The organism is Paenibacillus sp. E194, assembly GCF_000935845.1.
Lineage (GTDB): Bacteria > Bacillota > Bacilli > Paenibacillales > Paenibacillaceae > Paenibacillus_B > Paenibacillus_B alvei_B.
In genome coordinates, this window is sequence record NZ_JMDX01000403.1 from 1 (window position 1) to 3,106 (window position 3,106).

Consider the following 3,106-nt stretch of genomic DNA (forward strand, 5'->3'; position numbering starts at 1 on the left):
TGTACAATCCGCGTGTAAATAGGCGTCTCCATCTTTCAGCGGTGCAAAGGTAGCCTCTACCCCTTCACCGCTTGGCATATACATTTGAAAATATCCATACAGCTCGTTATCTTCAATGACTGCATCATCGGATTCTACTTCTTCATCCATAAGCTGGAGTAAATATCTCGCGTATGACTGTTTATCCATCTGTACATTTCCCTTCTCGCTAATCCATAGTAACAATCCCGTCATTTTCATGCAAAATACAAATAAATATCAGGAGATCGGAGTCCTATGTTCCTTTGATAGATCAAGTAGAAGGAAGGGATTCCATTCCTGATTATGGATAGTATACGGGGTAAGGAAGATAGCAATCAACCTTACAGCCCACTAGTATTTAGGGAACGATACATTAGTCCTACTTGTTTGCGTCTTTGTTCCTTATAAATGGTGATGCGGCCATTAGATCAAAAGACACATCCACTTCTGTTATATAAAATAAATCTGCAAACAAACACTTGACCTTAGGTCAGACCTAAGGTGTATCGTTGAGATATTCCAAGAATCCCCCCTAGGAGTGGACGTGATGAAGAGTGAAATTACGATTAGTGAACTAGCAAAGCTGATGAATGTGTCAGTTCATCAAATCCGGTATTTTGAAGAGAAAGGCGTACTTCAACCGAGCTACACAGATAACAACCAGTATCGCATGTACGACATAGAGCAAGTATACCAGCTGGCGCATATTCTGCTGCTACGCAAGCTGGAAGTGCCTGTCTCATCCATTAAGGAATGCATGACCTCTTATTCTGGAGCTCAATACCGACAGCTGCTTCATTCATCCCTGCAAGATATCGAAGCGGAAATGCAGCGTCTTAGGGAACTCCAACAGTTCATCCAAAAGGTGCTGCACGAACAGCAGAACGTAAAGAACTCGACCAGCACATATCAAGTCAAGCGGCGAGAACCTAGGTATTTCACACGGTGGATCGAGATGTATCCCCAGACAAAGCTTACTGCCAAACAATTGGTGGAGCAGCAGAAATCTATTCCAAACTTATTCGAGATGGATATTCACTACATCGATGATGGTTCTAGTCTGAGCACCTTGTGTCTGGAGACGCAAGCCCCTGGCGATTTTTCTGTGCCGGAGGGAGATTACCTGTCGATGCAGTGCGCCATTCAAGAAGTCGATGAGCTTGATCAAGTCGTAGAACAGTTCTATGAATATGCCGCTGCGCAATCTTATGTTATTTTGGGATCTTTGATCGTCATTGAGAAATCGTATTTGTCTCTGTTCAGCAACAACAAGCTGCACTACGAGCTGCAAATCTTGATAGAGTCAACTGCCAATTCTGAAGGAGGCAATGATCATGACTGTGGCGCGGATAACGATTGAACCGATGCAGCCCAAGTACAATGCCGACGTTGCCCGATTGCTCGTCCACGGGTTCCGCGGGAAATTCCAGCACCTTACGAACTTGAGTGAGGAGAATCTTGCTCTTTTTTTCGAGAAAATGCTGGATTCCTTTCCTGCTGAACCAGCAAGCTTGAGAGTTGTTGCGCTGCAAGCGGGAGAAGTGATCGGAACTCTATCGATCAAATGGAGTGCGAATGCAGAAGTTCAACAGGCAACGAGCAATCTTCCTTCGTGGAAGGATTATCATTTCATTGGAAAATGGGCATTTCTTAAACTGGTGATCGGATTGTCCCTACTAGAGCATAAGCCGTTAGCTGAGGAATGTTATATTGCTGACGTGGCTGTCCACCCCGATCATCGAAGCAAGGGAATTGGAAGATTGCTGTTGGAATGGGTGCAGCATTTTGCGCTAGCAGAACCAAGCCTGAGCATACTAAGCTTGCATGTCGCAGGTACGAATCCACGGGCAAAACAGCTGTATGAGCAGTTATCCTTCTCTACCCATATACAAGAATATAGTATTCTGCGTCACTTCTTCTTCAATGAAGGAAAATGGAATTATATGACTCGAAAATTGAAGACCTAGAGCTGAGAGCTACACAAGGAGAATAGTAGATGAAAAAGAAACTAGCGATATCCTTAATCATGATTGTTCTGATTTTTGGCGGTGCTGGACTGTATATTTTGAATCAACACAACTTTGACATAGATGAACAGACTGTTGAAATCCAGACGCCTCAAGGCAAATTAACAGGCAGCTTCGTACTGCCTAAGAACTACACGAATAAACTTGGACTTGTATTGTTCATTCATGGGGACGGCCCTATTGACGCTACGCATGAGGACGGATATAAGCCTCTATGGGAGCGGCTTGCTTCCCTTGGGTATGCTTCTTTGTCACTTAACAAAAGAGGCATTAACGGTTCGGAAGGCAATTGGGAGCATCAAAGCATAGATGATCGAGTGGAAGAAGCTCGTCAGGCGATTGCCTGGGCAAAAGAGCAGCCGATGATCGACGAGAAGCAGATTGGGGTATGGGGAGCGAGTCAAGCGGGCTGGGTTATTCCGAAGCTTGCCAAGCAGGAACAGCTCGCGTTTAGCCTTCTTCTATCCCCTGCAATCAACTGGATTAGTCAAGGTGAATACAATACACGTAGTGAAATGCTGGCTGATGGAAAATCGGAAGCAGAGATTCAAGATAAACTGGCCTATAACCGACAAGTGCGACAGTTGTTAGAGAAACATGCCACCTATGAAGAGTATGTCAAAATCGCACGTGAAAATAGCTTGATGTCGAGAGACAGATGGATATTTGCTGGCAAAAATGTGATGTCGGACTCCACCGACGATCTTCACAACTTCAACTCGCCTGTTCTGCTGATTCTCGGTGAAGAGGATATAAATGTCGATGTGAAGGATACAGAGCGGGTCTACCGTGAGATCGTTAAGCCTGAATTGTTGAACGTTACTGTCTTCCCTGATGCTGATCACTCGATGCTCAGCAAGCAGACGGTGAACTCGAATCTACGTGCAACGCTCATTAGTCTGTTCGCTCCCAGACAAATCACGATACCGGGTTATATGGATGCAATCGAGAAGTTTCTGAGGAAACTTCCTACATAACATCATGCCCAGATATAGATGGGGTGGGGTTGTCCCGCCCTATTGGATTTTATTGACTGATCGAACGAATCATTCTTTCCT

General features: G+C 44.8%; 3 protein-coding genes and 1 pseudogene. 3 read left to right on the plus strand and 1 reads right to left on the minus strand.

Going from position 1 to position 3,106, the window contains the following annotated elements; translation table 11 throughout:
* A pseudogene (locus AZ66_RS28130) lies at positions 1 to 189 on the minus strand (hypothetical protein); the annotation flags it as partial.
* Positions 190 to 568: 379 nt separating this feature from the next.
* On the opposite strand from AZ66_RS28130, the gene AZ66_RS28135 reads away from it, so the two are divergent.
* The 3 genes from AZ66_RS28135 to AZ66_RS28145 are packed head-to-tail and all read left to right on the plus strand — an operon-like array spanning position 569 to position 3,025.
* Positions 569 to 1,381, plus strand: a complete 813-nt coding sequence (locus AZ66_RS28135) for a helix-turn-helix domain-containing protein (RefSeq protein ID WP_044357951.1) — start codon at positions 569 to 571, stop codon at positions 1,379 to 1,381.
* Positions 1,356 to 1,988 carry a GNAT family N-acetyltransferase gene (locus tag AZ66_RS28140; RefSeq protein WP_044357952.1) on the plus strand — a complete coding sequence of 211 codons (633 nt, stop codon included), beginning with the start codon at positions 1,356 to 1,358 and terminating at the stop codon, positions 1,986 to 1,988. The genes AZ66_RS28135 and AZ66_RS28140 overlap by 26 nt, the downstream gene beginning before the upstream one ends.
* A gap of 29 nt (positions 1,989 to 2,017) precedes the next feature.
* Positions 2,018 to 3,025 (plus strand): alpha/beta hydrolase family protein, encoded by a 1,008-nt coding sequence (locus tag AZ66_RS28145; protein WP_044357953.1) that lies wholly within the window; start codon positions 2,018 to 2,020, stop codon positions 3,023 to 3,025.
* Positions 3,026 to 3,106 lie beyond the last annotated feature (81 nt).